The sequence below is a fragment of the Burkholderia sp. HAN2018 genome (assembly GCF_024704855.1).
GTDB lineage: Bacteria > Pseudomonadota > Gammaproteobacteria > Burkholderiales > Burkholderiaceae > Burkholderia > Burkholderia cepacia.
The window spans coordinates 1-19346 of sequence record NZ_QOBB01000017.1 but is presented as its reverse complement, the minus strand read 5'-3'; the positions used below and the strand labels follow the sequence as shown (position 1 = coordinate 19346).

Genomic DNA, 19346 nt, shown 5'->3' with positions numbered 1-19346 from the left:
AACACCGTCATATTGATTGTCACGATTAGCGATCTGTCAGGACGGTATGCGCTCCGCGCATGCTCGCTTTACGGTCGCTGTTCCGACGCAGAAATGTTCGGCGGTCTCCCGAATGCTTGCGCCCCGTTCGGCACGCCACGCCTTGATGGTCGCATAGTCGTGCGATCGAGCGCGCCCCTTATACTTCCCTTCCGCCTTCGCGATCGCGACGCCACGACGCTGCATCTCTGCCCGGTTGCGATAGTCTGCCTCGCCCTGTGCAGCCATGAATGCCAACACAGCATCTCGTGTCGCTTTCTCGATAGGGTCTCGAGCTTTCCCATCGAAGACCATCCCGTTGAGCGTGCATTCGACGCGAACGCCGAGCTCCATTAAGCGACGCATCGTCCTGTGCAGCTCGTCATAACGGCGGCTGATCCGGTCTAGCCAGCGCACGATGAGAACGCCACCGTGGCGCAGATCGTGCTCTGCTTTGCGCCACTGCTCCCGCTCGTCCGGGGCGACGTGATACCCGCTCACGCCCTCGTCAATGAAAACATCTTTGTCCTGCACGCCGTGCGATGTGGCGTCCTCGTACTGGCTTGCTGAGGACTGGCCGTCGGTGGTCGAAATCCGGCCGTAGTAGAGCTTGCGCATAATCTATGTGGATCATTAGAGCATATAGATCAATTATAACATGGCTCAATTTGACGGTTGATCCTGTTGATCCAAGCCACCGCCCCCGAGTCACTGGCTCATTACGGTGTACCGAAATGAGCCATAGCTACAAGCTAATGTGCGATCGCGACGACCAAGTAACGGTATCGATGTTCACAACTGTGGATAGCTGATTTGCGTGAAAAGCGATTAGTATTGAAGGCTAGCGCCGATACGGGGGGGCGAGGTCGCTGGAGACCTCCACTTGGCCAGAGTCGGTAGACGAGACCGTGCGATTACTACACCTTCAGCAAATCAAAAATGGCTGAGCCGCAATTTTTAGATTTCCGGTTACCGCTTGACCTAATTGTCGATGAGCACGAGCGTGATGTCTTGGCCACGAGCAAGGGCATCAATATCACGGTTCCCGACACCTATGACGAGGACATGACGGAAGACGTCGCTCGGTCTGAGGTGCTTGCCATTCAGCGTTTGCTGACTCTCAGCCGACGCGCGCCGATACGCGTTATGTGGGCAAAGAACATTGCTTCGCGCGTCTTGGCATCCCCAACGATTTTTCCGCTGCTGGCCGTCCTCATCGTCCTGGAAACTGCGAATCACGAAATAGAAGGGCTCAACGACGCTGAGGCAGTCGATGCATTGGAGACCGCACGTCGAAAGCTCTTCAAAGAACGTTTGAAGACTGACCTCTTTGCTGACACTCAAGTCGTGATTTGTGCGGATAGCCGAGGAAGGGGTAATCCACCGGATTTATATGGCGCAGACGGGCGTATGATCGCACGGGAAGACTTCGAGGCAATCATCGAGGAATTGGTCACTCGGCAAGTTGCCATCAACGCATCGACTTCGTCGGCCGTCCATTGGAGCTCAGCTCTCGCCACGATTGTGTCAGAACTCTTCGAAAATGCTGATACGCATGGAAAATCGGAACTCTCGGGTCTCCCAATCCGGGAAAATGGAATCCGTGGACTGGTTTTGAAGCGAACAAAAGTCGAGCGTGCAAAAGTCAAAGAGAGCGCGCCTGCGGTACCTTCCATTGAGGCGTTTGAGCTTTCGATTTTTGACTCGGGCCCAGGTTTTTACGCTTCATATATGGGTACACCACTCGAACAAGGGGTGGACCTAGACCTTGAGTGGAAGGTGATACATGCGTGCCTGGAGCGCCATTACGAACCTGGACTGACCGACATTCGCCAGGGGCATCGAGGGATGGGGCTTTATGAAGTATTGCGTGCGCTGCAATTGCTGCGAGGCGCGATCGAGGTTCGGACTGGTCGGATTCACGGTTACCGCAGTTTTATGGAGGGTGAGTTCAAATTCAAGATGGAGCCTGCAAGTTCTCCGACGCGACCTGGAATGCCCAAGCCACAGCTGCTAGACGTCCAACGTAAGTATGTTGCTGTCCCGTCCAAACATGAACCGCTGGTTGGGTCATCTATTCGTGTAATTGTTCCTCTGCACTGAAGCATGAGCGCTCTAAGACTAACAACAAGATTTCGTCAAGGTGCATACGAGGGTGAGGCCTGCCTGCTCGTCTATGACGAGTATGAATTTGCCGAATCAACTCTGAGTGAAGACGTTCGAAATGTGTTCGACGGACGTCCGGCCACCGCAAATATCTTTGTGCTCGCCCCGTTTGTGGCGGAGAGCGTGCTCATCACGCTTATCGAGAATGGCATCGCGGTTAAACGGGCACGTCGCTACTTCGAGAGTATTGGTGGAAAAATACGTCTACTGACTATTGAGAAGGATGAAGGTGAAAAATATAAGGTTGTAGCAGTTCCATTTGATTACTCTGGTGAGGAGGTATACGCAGGCCAGAGAGAAAACTTGAACGATCGTCTTCAAAGTGGGTGGTTGTTTGACTTGTTCCACCGTGGTGGAGGACTCGTCGAAGCACCGGCTGGAGTGCATTTCGGTAAGTTGTCGAGTCGGCATTCAGACAAGTTCCTCCGTGCAAGCGGCCCTCTGCTCACTTCAGAAGCTTGTGCAGCGGTTGCATTCTTCGCACTGAGTGGGACCTCAGGCGCAGAGCCTTCGCGCATTTTCGTGGATACGGCACCAATCATTGCTGTGGCATTTTCGATGGCCCGCATCGCAATGACGCAAGGCCTCTGGGAAAAATTCCCGCCAGTTAAATCGTTCAGTTCCTACGGAGGAGTGGAGCATCTTCCCCGGGCAAAGCCATCGGACTTGTATATCATCTCCGCGTCAACCTCTGGCGGCTTAGCCGGCAGACTCACTCGGAACAATGCGCCCGCGAACCGAATCGTCACTCTGTTCTATCTCACGTCCGACGGACCTGACTATGCTGGAACCGTGATTTGCCATTTGACATATCGTAACGACGGTATGTTCGGCTATCCTCCGGTGAGCAATTATCCTGCTCAAACGTGTCCGCTCTGTAAGAACGGTCACTTCCTTGCGCAGCTGGAGGGTGACCAGTTTCTCCTTGAGAAGCGCGCGGTTAAGCGTCTCGAGGTTAGAAAATCATCCCAGCCTGATGATGCCCGCCGCGCTGCTGAGCGTTTGGCGCGGACGAACTGTATTGAGGTTACGCTCTTCCGGAACGGACCCAGACCCGCGGGTGTCGCAATCAATGCAGGTGTGTTGCTCGACGCAGATACACAACTCCGAATAGACTTCATCCGGACGCTGCGACGCTTTACGCCGGCTCCACTGGATTATGTTGTTTTGGTAGAGCTCACTGCAGAAAAATTCCAGGAATTGCTTAAGGAAGCGGGTCTGGAAAGCGTCGTTGGAAACGCAACAATAACCGTGGTCGGAAATGCTAAAGCTGCAGTGGCCGAAAGCTCGGCAGCAAAGGACGGACTGGATAGACTAGCAAGTGTACAAAACGGAACGGCGCTTGTCGTCTTTGGCTGTCTAAGTAACCATGCTCGCGCTCGGGAGATTAACGCGAGAATGCGAACGCTTGTGCCGGGCGGTTCGGTCGCATATCTATCCGCTGTTACCGTAGCAGAGACGTCCCAAGCACTCTCTGAATTGGACATGTTTTTGAACTTCGGCGAACGCGGTAGGGATACGTTTACTTTCCGTTCGGCTCTACAGTTCATGCTTCCGATGCCTATGCCGATTGCAACTTCATGGGAAGCAGAAAGAGAGCTTCTTCTGCGCATGAAGGGAAAAAAAGCACTCGCCCCGGAGCTTCAGGCACGGCTGAACGATATAACCACGTCTGCAATAAGTACAGACAAGCTCTTTTTCAGTGGCTGTCGGCCTAAGCTCGAGATTGCTCGTGATTTTGTGTACCTCGATACCAAGGAGCGATGCGCGGACATTTCGCAGGCGGATATTTTTGCGGTTGTGGCAAATATGCTCGCCTGCGCGCGAGCGAACAATAACGGCCTTGTGCGCAAGTCAACGCGCGCAGAGGTGAGTAAGTGGTCGCCGAGTGTGTACGGCCACGTGTTGGTATGTCCGTCAAACTTCGCGATGTACAACGATCCAATTTTGCGCGGTGCTTTTCTGCGTAGTGCAAGCCCTTCTGAGCTCTTGTATTCGGTAGATGACGATTGCAGTACCGAAATGCTAGACGTGATTCTCGCCGAGGCAGATGCCTGGAATCAGGGCGGCGGAGGGGCACTTCCGGAATTCCTGCTGGCTATGGCGACGGGACGCATGCGACTAGCGAGCAAGCATCACGAAGAACTCTGCACTCGTCTGAAAGTGATGGCACTATCAGAATATTTGCAAGACCTAGTACAAGAGGTCGCTGCAGAAAAATAGCGCGGGTTGATAGGTCGGCGGAAAATACTACCGGGAAGGCGGTGCTGCGGATTCAAGCAGTCTTGAAATCCTGCGCATCTGCCGGCAGGCAGAATCTCAAGGCTGCTCTGGGTCAGAGTTTAGGGTTGCGGCGACGTCGTCCAATTGTCGCTGCGACAAACCGACAAACTGCACATGGAGTCTGTTTGCCGGAGCACCGATGTTGCGCGCTCGCTTTCTCGGCTGAGAGCGCAAGTGGACGACCTTTAGCTCGATCCCCCGCATCGCTAGGCAGCAGGGCTTCAATTTCTGTCAAGTCGGCACATATTTCTCAGACTTTAGATAAAATCGCGCGAGCGACTTGCTGTCGCGAATGGCTGACCGTCACTTTGTGTCACTTTCTTGACGGTCGAACCTGAGAGAGATAACGAAAATGGATATCAGACCGTCCGCACTCGGGGACTTGAAGGCACGCGACCTCTACGAGGCGATCAGTAAAGGCGTTTTGCAGCAGGGGCGGTTGTTGATGCTGAACACGCCGCTCGGCGAGAACGCGCTGGTGCCATTACGTGCGCGCGGATCGGCCAGAATTGGGCGTGACTACTCTTACACGATCGACGTTGCGTCGACGCGTGATGATACTGCGCTGCTGTCGCTGATGCACCAGCCTGTCACCCTGCAGATTCAGCAAGTCACGGCCCCCTTTGCGGTTCCCGTCTATCGTCCGATCCACGGCTTCGTCCATCGAGTCGCCTATTTGGGCGGTAACGGCGGCCTTTCGACGTACCAGATCGAGTTTTCATCGGCGCTGGTCTTCCTTGAGAAAACCCACAACGAAGAGGGCTGGCTCGAGAAAGACGCCCGCGAGATCATTTCCGACGTGCTTGATCGGTATCCGCAGCTACGCGGACAGTACCGTTTCTCGCTGTCGTCTGATCCCGCCAAGCGTTCGTGGTGCAGGCAAAGCGAATCCGATCTTCACTTTGTGAACCGCTTGGCTGAGGCCGAGGGCTGGTATTTCTACTGGGTCCACGAAAACGTTAGCGAAGGTGACGCGCCCAAGACGACGCTTGTCATCGTTGACCGCGTCTCGACTCTTCCCGATGCCAAGTCAGTTGAGTTCATTCGAGCGAACGACAGCAACGAATCTGACGGTTTCGTGCATTGGGCTGCGGTGCAGACGATGCAGAGCACGCGCTACATGTCGCGTGCGTTTGATTTCAAGCGACCCGCGTCCAATTTCCAGGTAGAGAGCGGGCTTGCCGCGACGAGCTATGTCACGGAGGACCGCCGCCAGAAGGCCGAGCATAGCGTTCCCGACGCGCCGATGACGGTCTACGAATCGACGGCTTACGGCTACTCCAGCTCAGATATGGGTGAGGTGCGAGCGCGACGGCGAGTGGAAATATGGGATGCACGTGCAAGCCGATATTTCGGCGTAGGCGGTGTGCGGTGGCTGGATGCCGGTTTGCGGTTCGTCTTGAACGGTCATCCCCGCCACGAGGACGGCGATTCGAAGAAGCGAGAGTTTGTGGTGGTCGAGGCACGGTGGTTCATCGAGAACAACGTCCCGATTGGCCCGCAGACGGCCGAGTTTCCGCAAAGTCTTCGCGCAACGCTGGCCGAGAAGCAGGCGATTCACCGTGAGCGATTCAAGACGCTGGGGCATGAGGCGGATGGTTCGGCCGGATTTTTCGTGCTCGAAGTGGAGGCGCAACCTACGGCTGTCGAATACCGGAGCCCGCTAGATCATCCGAAGCCGGTCATGTCGATCGAACACGCGCTTGTTGTGACCCCGGATGGCGCGGAGGCGTGGACGAACGACCGGAACCAGATCAGGGTGCATTTCGCATGGGATCGCAAGAATCCACCGGACGCCTTCAATTCCTCACCGCTGCTGTCGACGCTTCAATCCGATACGGGTAACGGCTATGGAGCGGTTCACGTGCCGAGGGCACGGGAGTGGGTCATCGTCGGTTACTGGAACGGGGATTGTGACAAGCCGTTCGTGTTGGGGCGGATCAATGGCGGTACGACGCCTTCCCAATGGCATTCGAACGCATTACTGTCCGGGTTCAAGTCGGAAGGGTTCGGCAAAACAGGCGCCTACAACTCGTTCGTCCATGATGATTCCACGAATCAAAGCGGGACGCGGCTGGTCAGCTATACGGGCAAGAGCTATGCGGCGCTGACGCAGGGTTACCTGATCAAGCATGAGGGCAACACACGCGGGCAGTACCTAGGCACTGGTTTCATCCTGCACGCCGACGAATTCGGCGCGGTTCGTGCCAGCAAGGGGTTGTCCATCAGTGCACACTCGAAATCCTACGACGATGAGCAGATGGGCGTGGACGAGGCGCGGTCGCAGTTGCAGCAGGCGGGAATGCTGGTCGAATCGCTGTCCAGCGCAAGCACAACCGCTCAAGCCGAATCGCTGCAAACCGGACAGGATGCGCTCAAGGCACTGTCGAAGGACATCCGGCATCCGGTGTCGGGCGATACGTCGGGCGGCGTGACGGCGGGCGGCGGTACGGGCAGCGCGAACGGATTTGCGCAGCCGAACATTTTGGTATCGACGCCGAAAGACATTGCACTGGTCGCGGACAGCTCGACGCATATCGTGGCCGAGAAAGAGGTCAACGTCGTCAGTAACGAGAACACGTACGTCGCGACGGGCAAGTCGTTTGTTGTGGCTGCCGCAGAAAAGGTCAGCTTCTTCGCGCAGAAACTGGGCGCGTTCTTTGTGACGGCGAAAGGTCCGATCAAGCTGTCGGCCAACACGGATGATGTGAACGTCAATGCAGGCAAAGATGTGACGGTGAAGGCCAAGCGCATTGTGCTTGATGCCGATGAAATCATCATCAAGGCTGGCGGCTCGTACACGAGGTGGGTTGCTGCTGGCATCGAGGATGGCACGCAAGGCCCGCGCACGATCAAGTCGGCTTCACTGAGTCGTCAGGGGCCGAGTTCGATTGCGCAGCATATGAACAGCCTGCCGCAGGCCAAGTTCAACGATCCGTATGTGCTGCGCGATCGCATTACGGGCGAGGTGCTGAAAAACCACCCGTACGAACTGATCCGCGGGGACGGCACACGCCTGACCGGGATGACGAACGAGCTGGGGCACGTGGCCGAGCAGAAGAGCGAGGATATCGAGAAGCTGGCCGTCCGTGCATTGCGGCCGAAGCCGACCGGTCCTGCGGCATGAATCCGATAACCGATGGTCGAATCTGAAGAACGACAATGAGCGAAAACACAGATCAATCCGGCGGCGGATCGCCGTTCAGTGACGATGCCGAGAACGAAGTCGTCCAGCAGTCGGGTCGCACGGACAAGGACGGGGCCTCGGTCGGGCATTTCACGTTGACGCCGGCAAGTGACACGCGCTCCAAAGAACTGCTGTGCGACGTGCGGCCAATCATTCCGGTGATCTTCCTGCCAGGCGTGATGGGCTCGCCGTTGGTGAACGCTGACACCGGTGACGAGCTGTTCTTTGCGCCGGAGACGGACGGCCTATTTGGGAAGGCGGGCGCATTGCCCGCACTGATCGGCCTGTGGTTCAAGGGCGCGTCCACGCGAGAAACGCAGTTCGACCCGACTAAGGCCGCCGTGACACCGTTCGGGCCGGTCAGTGCTGGCAAGCACGAAAAGGATGACGACCCGAACCAGTACGTGGACGAGAAGGAGGCCATTAGGCGGGGTTGGGGCTCGGTGTATCGGTCGAGCTATCAGCCGATGTTGGCGTGGCTGCAGGAGCAATTGAACGAGCCGATGCATCTGGGGAAGCATAAAGGGCCCTGGATTCAAGGCGACCCTGACGGCAAGAAATGGGCGCTCAAGCCACTGCTGGACACCGAGCCTTCCGACTATGGAGCGATCGACGCCGGCGCACAACGCAGGGGACAGGTGATCACGAAAGATTCGGAGGTGTTCAAGCACTTCATGAAATTCCAGTACCGGGTGTACGCGATCGGCTACAACTGGCTGCAATCGAATGAAAAATCGGCGCAACAGGTGATTGATGGTGCGAATTTCACGGACAAGAAGACCGGCAAGACGGCACGCCTGATGGGCATCAGGGAGATCATCGAGGAGAACCATAGCGGCAAGGCGATTATCCTCACGCACTCGATGGGTGGGCTAGTAGCACGGATGGCGATCGCCATGCACGGCGGAGCGGGCCTAATGCACGGCGTGTTCCACAATGTGCTACCAGCGACCGGGGCGCCAATCGCGGCGAAGCGGTTCCGCACTGGTGGCGGCAGCGAGGGCGGGGTGAACGGTTTTATCAACGGCGCCTTGCTCGGGAGCAATGCAGACGAGTTTGTGGCGGTAGCCGCGAATGCGCCGGGACCGCTTGAGTTGTTGCCGATGCCGGATTACCACAACGGGGAGGCATGGTGGATCTTTTCGCGCCTTGACGGCACTCCGGTGATGAAGTTTCCGAAGGAAGGGAGTGCATACAAGGAAATCTATGCAAATTCGAAATGGTATGGCTTGGTCCCGAGTGAATCGAATTCATTGCTTGATCCTGCTGGAATCATCAAAGAGCGACTCGACCGTCGACCAATAAAGGCGACCGTATCTGAGAATTTCAACGAAGTTATGGGTGTTGTGGTGGATAACCAGAAAAAAATAATAAATAAATACCACGATAGAACGTATGTTGCCTATGGGGACGGGGATTTGAAACCCAAGGAAGCACCCACGTCAGGCGACAATCACGACAAACCCAAGAGCGACAGACCCAAGATCGAGAAAAGCGAGAAGCTGGAGGATTTGTTGGCATGGGGTACAGTGATTTGGAAGGGTAACGTGCCGCCGGATGTGACGGAGGAAGAGTTGCGCGCCGCACGGTTCTTGAGTGAAAAGGGCGCCGATTCGCACACTGGGACGCTACGCGTGCACCTGGATTCTCGTAACCTCACCATCGAGTTCGAAGTGCAAAAGGTGGCGAAGCTGCCGCCGGGCAGCGACACGCCCGATCCTAAAAAAAATGGCATTGTGCTAGGCGACGGTACAGTACCGGTCTGGTCCGCGGAAGCTCCTGCGTACGGCGATGAAGGCAGAGCGGCGCTTGGCGTACAAATGGTATTTGACCAAGGAGGCTATGTGCACCAGGAAAGCTATAACCACCCGTGGTCCCGCTGGGCGCTCCTGTACAGCATCGTACAAATTGCTCAGGATGCGCAGGAGCCATCATGCTGACGCGTATTGGGCGACTCCTGTTTTTAGTGGTGGGCGTTTGCGCCTGCTCGGTAACGTTCTCCGGGGAACCGACCATGACAAATCCCTTGTTGTCCAAGCAGCGCCCGTGGTGCATCGGGCGCTTCGTTTTCCAACGACCTGCTACTAGTGAGATTACGAATCAGCGATACGCATTTTGGGGAGAGAACCTGGAGACGCAGCACAATGTGTCGACTGCAACGTATCAGGCCAAGATTGGTAGCCTCGAAAGAGAATTGAATGCAAAAAAGCGCACTGACCCAGGTAGTAGGGATAATAAAAAATATAATCCGTGGTTGGAGAAAGCGCTGTCGCCTACGGCTGACTCAAAAGTTTTTGCTTATAAGAAATTTCATACTGAAGGGATCGCTCAGCCGTTTCATACTGAAGGTTATATTTTCGAAAACAACACGTTATTCCATACAACTGGGTCATTTGGCTCAAACGGTTTGGATAAGTTTGATTCGGTTTACACGGACCTCTATCGGCGCATCAAGGCACGCGACAATTGGTCGGTGCCGACCGAATCGGGATTCTGCTTTGACGGCGGCATTGCCACTGGCTCGTCGACCTACTCCGAGGAGGTCAGCCAGTCGTTCGCGTTGATGCCGGGGCGACCGGCGCTGCTCGTCATCCAGATGCGCGAGTCGGTAGACGGGGACCAGAATTCGCCATTGACAAAAACGCTTCCTGATCTTCGTGCGAAGATGGATCAGGTATCGAGCGGGAGCTACCGCATTCTGCGGCAGGGCAAGCGCACGGTGGCGGGGATGGACGCGGAGGAAGTGCTGTTCGCGTTGAAGGAGGGCGAGATCACGTCGTACCGTTTCTACCTGCTTGCGCCAGGCGATCCGACCACGCTTGCGAAGCCACATACGGCAATTCAATTGCTGTTAGGCGCCCACAGTCACGACCTGTCGCCCGATCAGGCAAGCTCTCCGGTCGATGAGGCCGGCGCACTGCAAACATGGGATACGCTGCTGAACAGCCTTCGGCTGCGGCCTGGCGCGGTTTAAGGGGGCCAGCGGATGAGGCGTTATGACATCGTGAAGGGTGACACGACGACAGTCGGAGGCATCGTGCAGGGTGGTGACGGACAAGACGTTCTGCACGACCGCGAACAAGCGTATGAACACGACCCGGTGTGGTGCCCAGTATGCAAGACAGTCGGCGTGATCGTGTGCGACGGACCACGCCATTCGAGCACGGGGCCGGATGGTCGACAGTCGGCGTTGAGTGACGATCTCTGTCGCTGCGCATGTCCGACGCCGCCGAAGCTGGTGGCGTCGCAGTCGGTATCATATGTCGAGGTCTGAACAGCAGGTGATTCGAACGGAATATTGAACGGCGTCATGTATTTTTCCGCTTCCGGCACTAGGCCGATATCGTGATACTAGATGTCCTCTCCTTTTCTGCTTCATTGGTAGCGAGGCCCTGTTTTCGTGACAACCCGTGACGAGCGATTCGCAATGCTTCAGGATTACCTTGCGGACGCTGGTTTTGTATTGCTCGACCGCAAGTGGCATACCGTGCATCATCAGTATCGATTCAGATGCGCGGACAAACACGTTTCCTCAATGTCCGGAGCGAGTTTTATGCTCCGGATACGCGGGCGCGGTGGGCCATTAATATGCCATCAGTGCTGGATCAAGCAGACTCTGGTTCGCATTCACGATATCGCCCTTCAGGCAGGTGGTCAGTGCCTGAGTAAGCGGTATCGCGGGAGGAATGCGTACTACCGCTTTGTCTGTGCCGCAAGTCACAAATTCGAAGCCACGGCCGCTTCCGTCTTGGATGGTCACTGGTGTGCAAAATGCTCGACAGAACGACGGGCTGAGCGTCGTCGATATCAAGGCGGACTGAAGCCGATACAGGATCGTGCGCGAGAGCGCGGCGGCGAATGCCTGTCGACCCTCTACGATGGCCGGATGGCGAAATATCGATTCAGATGTGGTTCGGGTCACGAATGGGAGGCCGCGGGCTACGACGTCTTGCGCAAGGCATGGTGCCAAGAATGCTCTTCGGATCGTAAGCGCATTCCTGACGGACTTGCGAGGCTGCAAGCGAAGGCGGCCGGGCACGGCGGCAGATGTTTAGCGTCTCGCTATGAGCGCATACAGGCTCATTACCCTTTTCAGTGTAAGCAGGGGCACGAGTGGATGGCTTGGGGCACGGAGATTCTGAAGGGAAGTTGGTGTCCGACATGCCGTACCGAAGAGAGAAAGCGGCTCGGTATCGAATCGATGCGGGCGGTTGCAGCGGAACGAGGTGGCTTGTGCATATCGGAGCACTACGTTGACAACAATACAAAGCTCGAATGGGAGTGTGCGCGCGGTCATCGATGGTGGGCGAGGCCACGGCAGGTTTCGTCGGCGGGCAACTGGTGCGCTCAATGTCAGTACCTGTCGCAGATCACTCTCGAAAAGACGCGGCGGAAGCGCCGCTATGAGGTAGTTAAATCAAAGGAACCTTGATTCAGCGTCGCGTGGATGAATTGATCGGACCAGAAAGCAATATCAAACCTCGTTTGACCATTCCTGCATCCGGTTGAGGTGGGTTATGGCGGGCCTTGACCTACATTTCGGATTGCAAAACACCTGAAGCGGCCTGTTTTGCTTAAAAATTGAGCAAAATCACCATTTTTCGATCCCGAAACGGCCCGAACCAACGGTGGGCGCACCACAACAAAAATTACAATTCCCTTCCATTCAAATATCCGGGCCATAGCGCCGTCGTATGGTCGCGCCCATGCCAACCCGTATCCAGGATAAATCAAAGCCGCTGGGGAGCCGGAAAACTGGTCAGAGAGCCATTCGGGGTATCCGGGAAGGGGGCGGAACGGGACGGAATGACGAATCCAGTAAAAATTGCCGATTCGAGCGCAAGTGATCGAGCCCTTTTATTGGATCGGGTCGATTCGTGCTACATTTCCTCCACCGAAGGGCGGTTCACGGGTGGTTTTTTGTCGATTTCGAGCAAAAATCCCCAGTTTTGGCTCTCTGCCTCGCGGTTGCCTGCCCGATTTCTGTCTCCGCCTGGGCGTCGCGCCTTCAACCGTTCCCGCGACCCATTCGCCGCACCTCGCTTTCCTGAAACGCCCCTGTAGTCGCCTCGCGTTTCGGTTTTTCCAACCCTGAGCCTGATCCCGGACATTCGTTCGGTGCCTTTGCTCGCTTTAATTAATTCGGATGCCTAATCATGTCAGCGCTTAGTATCGAACATCTGTTTCCTCTTGGGCGCGTTCTTGTTACGCCGGGAGCGATTGATCTGCTCGATCGAACCGGCACCAACGCCGATGATCTATTGCGACGCCATTTGCGGGGTGACTGGGGTGTCGTCTGTTCGGCCGACGCGCGTGCGAACAATCTGGCCGTTGTGAGCGGCACGCGCATCCTCTCCGCCTACGAGCTGGGCGCTCGCCGAGAAAAATTGTGGGTGCTCACCGAAGCAGATCGCCGGGCAACAACCCTCTTACTACCGTGCGAATACTGACCCGATGGAGGCCACCGTGCAGAAACTCCATTCGGCTCTTCAGTCCGGCCGACGCCTTACGCTTGTCGGCTCGAATATTCCGGCGTTCAGTTTTCAAGGCTGCTGGGACGGCGGCTGCGCGCTGCATGCGACGGCGATGGCGCTCGCGATGCTTGGTCGCTTGTCCGATCCATTGCGTGTGTCGTCGCGTCGTCGCGCCCCGGAAGCGGAATTCTGGCGTCGCGCACAGCCGTTTTACCTCTCTGGCGCGTCGCTTGAAGAACTGCAAGCGCTGATTCGAGAACTCGACTGGGGATTGCGCCCGACCTGCTTCGAGGGAGCGCACGCAAACGTTCTCCGGTTCAGCGAACGAGAAGTATTGCGCGGTCGACCGGTGATCCTGACGTTTCGACAATCGCGCGGGGCGACCCTGCATGCGGGACTTGCCGTCGGCATCGAAGGGCGAAGGATTGGCCGAACCTTTGACGGACATACGTTGCTGGTGGTCGATTCCGCCGAAGCGGAACCCATCCTCGCGGCCTACAACGCGCGGTTGACGCGGATGGCCACCAGCCGCGGCAGGTCGAGCGAGCACGCCCTGTACGTCACCGGGTTCGATCAGCGAAAAGTCGTGCTCACGGGTGCCATGTCGATCCGGTCATCCGCAACGACAGCAGACCGGAAAGCAAAGCCGCCGTAGCACCGGCGTCAACGCAATCGTGAGCGTTCGATCTTGGGCGGCTTGGCGGCATTGACTCGACGTGCGTCCTTGTCGTTTAGCGTCATCGTCAGCGGCGCGAAAAGCTCCGCGAGCGAAATGCCGAGCGGCCCGCACAACGCCGACAGCGTCAGCACCGTCGGGTTTGTCACACCCGACTCGATCGAACTGATCGCGGCTCGACCGACCGATGCCTCATGAGCAAGGTCTTCCTGACTCTTGCCGGCTTTGCGACGGACTTCCTTGAGCCGTTTTCCAACGGCGACGGTAATGGGGTTGCGTTCTTCGATGGGCGGGACGGGTGTATTCATGTCCGAAAGGATGCCGCCTCAACGCAACAATTACCATCGCACAAACCGTACATATTTTGATATGTTAACCGTACAACATCACCAAGGGCAAACGCCCACAACCATCCGGGGATTCAGAAAAATGTCGGCACCTACCATCCAGAAGACCACTACAGCAGACGGGATTCAATTCGAGAGATGGCCCGCGCGGCGTTCGATCGGTCACGGGCATGATCATCCGGCTGTCCAGATCGTCGGGGTAGGAGAAACGGGCGGTGGATTGGCTGCCGGCCTGTACTACCGGCTCGGCGTCGATGACGGCATTGCGTTCCAGCATGTCTCCGCAACGGACGGAGCATCGTCGGGCGACGCATCGCTAATTGATGATCACGTGCCATTCGCAAGGGCGAAAGCAGTGATCGTGATCGCGGCCGCCGGCGAGCCGGATGCGCTGCGGGTTTCGGTGATCGTCAGCGCTGCCGCACAGAAGGCCGGCGCGCGAGTTGTAGCGCTGCTGGCCCAGCCGCCGCTTCCTCCGGGCTCGCTGGTTCGGGCGGTCGCGGCCGAGCTATCACGCTGCGCTGACGCGGTCGTGTTCGTTCCCGAATGTCCTCACCCTTCCGTGCTGTACTGCCTGGTCGACGTCTACGTGACGGCAATGCGGGGGACGCAGCCGGATTTGTCGGAATGGAAGATGCCGACCGGAAGTGATTTTCTTGATGTGCGAGAGGCGTTCACCGGCACGACTGGAGCGGTAATTGGTGTCGGCGAAGGACGTGGCCCAGATCGTATCAAGGACGCAGCCCAGCAGGCGATTCACGATGTTGGTTCCGACCGGCTTTCGATGGCGGGTGGCCTACTCGTGATGGTTTCGGGGGCTGAATCCCTTCGGCTCCGAGAAGTTGCTGCCGCAGCCTACGCCATCTGCGAGGCGACCACGGGCGATGCGGGCTCCGTGCTCGCCGCGCATTACGACGATCGGCTCGGCGAAACGGTTCGCATTAACGTAATGGCAGCCGAACGAGGCGAAAGCGGCGGCTAACGGGACCTCGTCCATCGTGCTCGCCGGCGCGCTATCGAGGCCTGTGAGCCGAAGCTTCTGTAGTTAAGCGCTACGCACGGCCACGCAGCAGTCCAAGTTCAGGGCCGTTCAAACAGACGGGTAGGCTCGACATCAAGAGCGGTCGCTATACGTTCGATGTTGTCGACCGATATGTTCACACGAGCACGCTCAACCTGGCTGATGAAAGTACGGTCCAGTCCAGCAGCAAAGCCAAGCTCTTCTTGAGACAGTGACTTCTCGACCCGATTGGCGCGGACGTTGTAAGCCAACACGTCCCGAAGAGAGACGAGTTTAGCTTTCGGATCAGGACCTCGGAGCGGAGCGGACATGCTCCGATCTTTACGATATGATGCGTTCCCATCTACGGACTTTGCATCACATATCGGGAGCCACGCTCCTGCGACCAAGGCGAAGTCTGGCGGTACCGCCAATCTTGCATCGAATTCCTCAAACCCGGCGTGCGGTCAGGCGGGGGCCCCCGCACGCGCAAACCACAAGGAACAGAGACCATGAAAGTAAATGCGTATCCGCGCCACCTTCTCGCGCTGTCCGCGCTCACATTGCTGGCACTCGCCGCATGTTCACAACATTCGTCGCAAACGGACACCAGCTCTCCGGCGAGTGCGCCGGAAGCTACTGGATCACTTCCGGTAGCTCAGCAACCAGCTTCTGCCGACAAAGCGGCGGATCAGCGTGATGAAGCTGGCGAGAATGGAGGAGCCAAACCGCAGCAACCGGCAGCCAGTTCCTATGGTCCACGGATCAAGGGCATTGCCCTTGGGGAGTCACCAGATGAAGTGCGTCAGGCGCTGAGCGCATTACTACCGGTAGGTAATCCATGCCAGTACAGCGCTGATGCAGTGCGCGTTGTTTGCGAAAGCACTGCACAGCGACTGCAAGCGAGCTTCACCTACGAATCTGGCAAACTGACTGGATTCAAGTTCTATTCCGCCTTCACTGGTCTCGCCTTCGGCCAGATGCCGTTCAATGACTTCACACAGAACTTCATGAAGGCGTACAACATTCCGCGCATGGACCCAGCGCAGGACAACCCGGCGTTGAGTCAATACCTGCGGTACCGCGACGACAGCGGCTGGGAAGTTGGTATCTACCCAGACAACACGTTCTACGTTAAGGGCGTTGCTACGGCGAGTCAGCAGGCAAAGAGCTTCAACTAGTGGAACGACGCATTCTGATAATCTGTCGAGTCCGGAGTCTCCAAGCGGCTCCGGCGTCAAGAGCATTCATCAAAGTCGGCCTGCCTTCGGAATACTCGCGATATACCAACGACGATGCGATATCACATCTTCAACATCGGCCAGCCGTACATCAACGAATGGTGGCAACGAAACCGAGATATGGGCGTAATTACTGCCGGCTATAAAGGGGCGGCAGGCGATCGAGGCGACGTGATCCTGCACGACATGGCCGACGGTGATTGGATATTCGCGTATGCGAACCGCCACGGCTTTGTCGGGGCTGGCATCGTAGGACCTGCGAGCTCATATCGACTTCTCGATCAACGTGAGTTGCCGGACGGCTATGAGGCCGACCATCGGCACATTCGGTCCGTCAACTGGATTCATTACGTGATCGATTTGAGCGATGCTGTGCCTCCCTCTGAAATTGAACGCCGAGCACCCCGGCAAACGAAGGAAGAGATTCACGAGGCTGCATTAGCGGAGCGGTTGTTGGCGTGCGTCAAGGCGCGGGATCAGAGTGCGTTGGCCGGTCAGTGGTTTGCTGAGGAGGTGCGTCCGGGAGAGACATACCGTGAAGGCAGCGTTGAACACATAATGGTAGATCGGTACGAGCGAAATCCCGAAGCTCGCCGAAAGTGTCTTGAGCGCTGGGGCACGACGTGCGTTGTCTGCTCCTTCGACTTCGGCGCGAAGTACGGCCCGCTCGGCGAGGGCTTCATCCATGTACATCATCTGCGGCCGCTGTCGCAAATCAAAGAGGAATATGAGGTTGATCCGCTTGCCGATCTTCGGCCCGTATGCCCGAACTGCCATGCGATGCTTCACCGGGGAAGCAGAGTCCTGACCATCGAAGAGCTGAAGAAGCTTATTGATGGACGATAGACCCGTGTCCGGCGGAACGCAAACGGGTCCATCGAAATTACTGCATACGGTGACGCGCGTTTCCGTCTATGTCGGCATACCAAATGCACACGCCGGGAACTTGCGCGCCCACTTCGGAAACGTCGCGCGCACATTTTTGCGGCAGAAAATTTGGGAGAGGGGCAGCGCCTCATTCATCGGCACGTCGAGCAGGATGTCGATGCCCGTCATTCGACGAATTTTCGAGCGATGCTGATCAAGTGTCGACTTGACGTAGACCGAGTTCAACTCTGCGCCGCGCGCCCAAAGTTCAAGCGCGCACCGCAATGGTCGAGGCTTCATGCGGCTGATTGCGTGGCGGAGTTGGTGAAGCGGAACATGTCCTTCGAAGCGCAGCTTTTCCATTTCGGCCCAGTAGATCTGATGCGTTTTCTCGATCGTCCACGCCGAGCCGCGGTTCAGGCGGTGCCGCTTCAAATACTCCTTGGGCAGCTTGAGTTCTGCGCGGACGCTGTTGGCGGCAGCGTGTTGTAGGCCCGTCCAAATATCGCGGGCATCGTCGCCGACGACCGCGCGTAGATGTCGAAACGAATGTGTGCGTTGATCCGTCAACTTTTGCAGCTTGTCGTAGAACACGAAAGCGGTGTTGCGACGGGGCGCAGACATACGAATGCCTGTTCCAACGGATATCACGCTGGGGCGGAATTCCCAGGCAGACTTTGTCCGAATATGGTCAAAGATTTGCTTCTGGCTCAGGTTCTCCGGCAACTCGAAACGGTGCGTGATGTCGAGCGCGTCGATGGCGAATTCGCCCACTTCCCATGCCTGCCGTTGCTCGGCGGTATACGGAATTTGGAGTTGATCGAGTACGGCACAGATCAACGTCGATCCGAGAAGGCAAACATCGTTCGAACCGAAGACGTTATGGCCCTGCAGCGGCGCGAGGGGGCAATCGCGAATGTGGATCACGGAACCGTTATCGAGCGAGGTCACGTCGATAAGAGGTCCGTTCGGTTGCAACGCGATCTTCTTGCTGAACCGCTTTGATGTCGGCGGCGACGCTCGCGAATTCTCAGCCAGCTTAATGCGTTCGTTGCCGAACGGCTGATGCTGCAATTGAATTTTGATGTCGATGAGATCGATCATGAGAATTCCTTCAAGGCAATGCAAGTACGTAGCTGCTATAGCAGCGCGGAACTACACAATGCTTTTACAAGATTCCGGGGAAGGGAGTGTAGTGATTGAGGAGATATAGATTAGTATTGGTTCAGGACGCTCAAGCCCGGTCGATTGCGCGAATTTTGCACGGTTCTTTGCCTCGCTATCGTGCCGGCGTTGCGATCCACGGTGGGATGATCTTGCAGTCGATGCACGTTAGTGTCGACGACGGCATGGACAAGTGTGCGTTTTTCGTCAGCGTTGAACCGATTGCGCAAGTTGCGATGAACGATAAATCCACCGCAACCTGCGCAAGCCATGCAACCGATACAACTAGCCGATCCGCTTCGGGCGATCGCTCGACTCGCCGTCAGGGTCGTCGTCGTCGCTTTCATCTTCGGCGTCGTTCCAGCCGAGGAACGGGAACCACAGGTCATGCCACTCGTCAGGCGGGTCAACATCTGCGTCGACGTCAGTGCTAAGCGTCAAGTTGTCTTGGCGACGCTTCACGGTCGATTTGTCGACGCCCATCCAGTCCGCAATCGTCTCGAGGTATTCGCCGTTGCGACGGGCAAACCAGATTGCACGATCTTCGGCCTTCGCCGCGATGAACACGCTCGACGTTGACGACCAGTTGCTACCCTGATAGCTGATCTCGTACATCGTGCGGCCGATGCCGTTGGCATGCTGGCTTTCCAACGATAGAGCCGTGATCGAGTACGCGATGGAGGCGCCCGGCCCGGGCTCGCACTTGTCGACGATGAAAATTTCGTCGCAATGCTGCCGCAACCACGTTGCATCGTTATTCGGCAAACAGAGCAAAAAAAGCAATGACCTGCGGTGGAATTTTGTAGCCAGTCAGGCAGTGAGTCTCGCGTCGATATTATCGGAATCCAGCCAGGCTCGACGGACCGTGGCGGGAGGTTGATAGCGATGTGCGCTATGGGGCCGGCGCTCGTTGTAGAACTGTC

General features: G+C 56.9%; 16 protein-coding genes. 11 read left to right on the top strand and 5 right to left on the bottom strand.

All coding sequences use genetic code 11. The features are described 5' to 3' along the window. Positions 1–36: 36 nt before the first annotated feature. Positions 37–636: a recombinase family protein gene (locus DPV74_RS06295; RefSeq protein ID WP_119336793.1), complete on the bottom strand. Its 600-nt coding sequence runs from the start codon at positions 634–636 to the stop codon at positions 37–39. Between the two features lie 321 nt (positions 637–957). Between DPV74_RS06295 and DPV74_RS06290 the strand changes: the two genes are divergently transcribed. The 8 genes from DPV74_RS06290 to DPV74_RS06255 all read left to right on the top strand — a co-directional run bounded on the left by DPV74_RS06290 (position 958) and on the right by DPV74_RS06255 (position 13783). Then, a complete protein-coding gene (locus DPV74_RS06290) occupies positions 958–2121 on the top strand; it encodes a hypothetical protein (protein ID WP_162922969.1) in 1164 nt (387 codons plus the stop codon). Positions 2122–2124: 3 nt separating this feature from the next. Further along, positions 2125–4407: a hypothetical protein gene (locus DPV74_RS06285; RefSeq protein ID WP_162922968.1), complete on the top strand. Its 2283-nt coding sequence runs from the start codon at positions 2125–2127 to the stop codon at positions 4405–4407. A 412-nt stretch (positions 4408–4819) separates the two neighbouring features. Continuing rightward, positions 4820–7594 carry a type VI secretion system Vgr family protein gene (locus tag DPV74_RS06280; RefSeq protein WP_119336791.1) on the top strand — a complete coding sequence of 925 codons (2775 nt, stop codon included), beginning with the start codon at positions 4820–4822 and terminating at the stop codon, positions 7592–7594. A gap of 35 nt (positions 7595–7629) precedes the next feature. Further along, a complete protein-coding gene (locus DPV74_RS06275; protein ID WP_119336790.1) occupies positions 7630–9594 on the top strand; it encodes a triacylglycerol lipase in 1965 nt (654 codons plus the stop codon). Then, positions 9585–10628 carry a T6SS immunity protein Tli4 family protein gene (locus DPV74_RS06270; RefSeq protein ID WP_374708954.1) on the top strand — a complete coding sequence of 348 codons (1044 nt, stop codon included), beginning with the start codon at positions 9585–9587 and terminating at the stop codon, positions 10626–10628. The genes DPV74_RS06275 and DPV74_RS06270 overlap by 10 nt, the downstream gene beginning before the upstream one ends. 12 nt (positions 10629–10640) lie before the next feature. Then, complete coding sequence (locus DPV74_RS06265) at positions 10641–10928, top strand: PAAR domain-containing protein (protein WP_119336788.1); 288 nt, start codon at positions 10641–10643, stop codon at positions 10926–10928. Positions 10929–12810: 1882 nt separating this feature from the next. After that, positions 12811–13104, top strand: coding sequence for a hypothetical protein (locus DPV74_RS06260; protein ID WP_119336787.1), 294 nt, complete (start codon positions 12811–12813; stop codon positions 13102–13104). Positions 13105–13120: 16 nt separating this feature from the next. Next, a complete protein-coding gene (locus DPV74_RS06255) occupies positions 13121–13783 on the top strand; it encodes a hypothetical protein (protein WP_240439934.1) in 663 nt (220 codons plus the stop codon). Between the two features lie 8 nt (positions 13784–13791). Here the strand turns inward: DPV74_RS06255 and DPV74_RS06250 are convergent, their stop codons facing one another. Then, positions 13792–14112, bottom strand: coding sequence for a helix-turn-helix domain-containing protein (locus tag DPV74_RS06250; protein WP_119336804.1), 321 nt, complete (start codon positions 14110–14112; stop codon positions 13792–13794). A gap of 121 nt (positions 14113–14233) precedes the next feature. Between DPV74_RS06250 and DPV74_RS06245 the strand changes: the two genes are divergently transcribed. Continuing rightward, positions 14234–15133, top strand: coding sequence for a hypothetical protein (locus tag DPV74_RS06245; RefSeq protein WP_162922967.1), 900 nt, complete (start codon positions 14234–14236; stop codon positions 15131–15133). A 98-nt stretch (positions 15134–15231) separates the two neighbouring features. Here the strand turns inward: DPV74_RS06245 and DPV74_RS06240 are convergent, their stop codons facing one another. Then, on the bottom strand, positions 15232–15483 hold the full coding sequence (locus DPV74_RS06240; protein ID WP_089467086.1) for a helix-turn-helix domain-containing protein: 252 nt from the start codon (positions 15481–15483) through the stop codon (positions 15232–15234). Between the two features lie 180 nt (positions 15484–15663). Here DPV74_RS06240 and DPV74_RS06235 point away from each other — a divergent pair, with 180 nt between their 5' ends. Continuing rightward, a complete protein-coding gene (locus DPV74_RS06235; RefSeq protein WP_162922966.1) occupies positions 15664–16332 on the top strand; it encodes a hypothetical protein in 669 nt (222 codons plus the stop codon). Positions 16333–16446: 114 nt separating this feature from the next. Further along, positions 16447–17238 (top strand): HNH endonuclease, encoded by a 792-nt coding sequence (locus DPV74_RS06230; RefSeq protein WP_119336783.1) that lies wholly within the window; start codon positions 16447–16449, stop codon positions 17236–17238. A gap of 66 nt (positions 17239–17304) precedes the next feature. On the opposite strand, the gene DPV74_RS06225 is transcribed toward DPV74_RS06230, so the two are convergent. Together DPV74_RS06225 and DPV74_RS06220 are read right to left on the bottom strand one after the other, a co-directional pair. Then, entirely contained in the window at positions 17305–18363 is a 1059-nt protein-coding gene (locus tag DPV74_RS06225) for a phage/plasmid replication protein, II/X family (protein WP_119336782.1), read from the bottom strand. 345 nt (positions 18364–18708) lie between these two features. Then, complete coding sequence (locus tag DPV74_RS06220) at positions 18709–19206, bottom strand: hypothetical protein (protein ID WP_162922965.1); 498 nt, start codon at positions 19204–19206, stop codon at positions 18709–18711. Positions 19207–19346 lie beyond the last annotated feature (140 nt).